The 1,009-nt window shown below is 62.7% G+C and carries 1 protein-coding gene and 1 pseudogene; one reads left to right on the forward strand and one right to left on the reverse strand.

Features of this window, described 5'->3' with window-relative positions:
* A partial coding sequence (locus tag YH64_RS30015; RefSeq protein WP_255444904.1) for a LysR substrate-binding domain-containing protein occupies positions 1-208 on the forward strand: 208 nt, incomplete at its 5' end.
* 138 nt (positions 209-346) lie between these two features.
* On the opposite strand, the pseudogene YH64_RS30315 reads toward YH64_RS30015, so the two are convergent.
* Positions 347-1,009, reverse strand: a pseudogene (locus YH64_RS30315) (hypothetical protein); the annotation flags it as partial.

The raw sequence follows: 1,009 nt of genomic DNA on the forward strand, positions 1-1,009 counted from the left end.
TGCGTTTTCATGCGGTTTGGGCGTGGCGGCCCTGCCCGAGATCGCCGCCGGCGCGGTATCGCAGACGGGGATCGTGCAACGCCCGCTGATCGGGCCGGTTGCGGAAAGGTCGATTGGCCTGGTCACGTCACGCAACCGCAGTTTGTCGCCAGCGGCGGCGGCGTTGGTGGGGACGTTGAAGGAATATCTGGCGTTGCAGGGGAGGTGATGGGGCGTTGCTCAGTCGTGATCTGGCGTTGATGGGGCGTTGATGGGGCGTTGGTAGGGCGTTGATAGGGGCGTTTATGGGCACACATGGGGCCGCGTCAACGTCGGCTGCTGGTCGTTAGCGGCAAGCGACTGGCAGTCAGCGCTTGCGGTTCTCCCAGCTTCCCTTGAAGGAAAATCGCTTGGGTCGTGGTGGCGGCGAACCCGGCCGCACGACCCATCGATGTGCGTTTTCCAGCAACGCCGCACGAACGTCCGGCGGATAGTCGTCGATGGTGGTCAACGGCGGGGTTGGCTTGCCGGGCAAGCCGGCTTCCCGAATGATCTTTGGCCAACGCGGACGCCAGCACAACATGAGCGACACCCAATGCCCCAGGCCGATAACCAGCAGGGCCGGAGATATCAATAGCATTCCAAGCCACGTCAGTGGGCCGCTGTGACGCAGGTACGGACCCAACGCCTCAAACTGCGCCGCGAAGGCGGGCCAAGGCAAAGGCAGGTGCGAACTCAGGCGCGGCAGAGATACCGCATCCAGACCGCCTTCATCCATGTAGCGGCGGATGTACTCCCATTCGGCTTTCATATCGAATTCGCTGACGCTCTTCTTGCCGACGAAAACCATGTTGGGAAAAGGGAGCGGGGAATAGGGCGGGTACCAGCCAACGACAAGGTTCACGCCGGGGACTGCATCGTGATGAATGTCATCCCAGGGCAGTACGGCGATACCGCCGCAACTGGGTGGGCGGTGCAGGTAGACCTGGCGGGTGATGCGGTTGAATCGGATGAGCAGGTGGCGGGACGT

The organism is Achromobacter sp. LC458 (genome assembly GCF_001005835.2).
GTDB classification, from domain to species: Bacteria; Pseudomonadota; Gammaproteobacteria; order Burkholderiales; family Burkholderiaceae_B; genus Achromobacter; species Achromobacter spanius_B.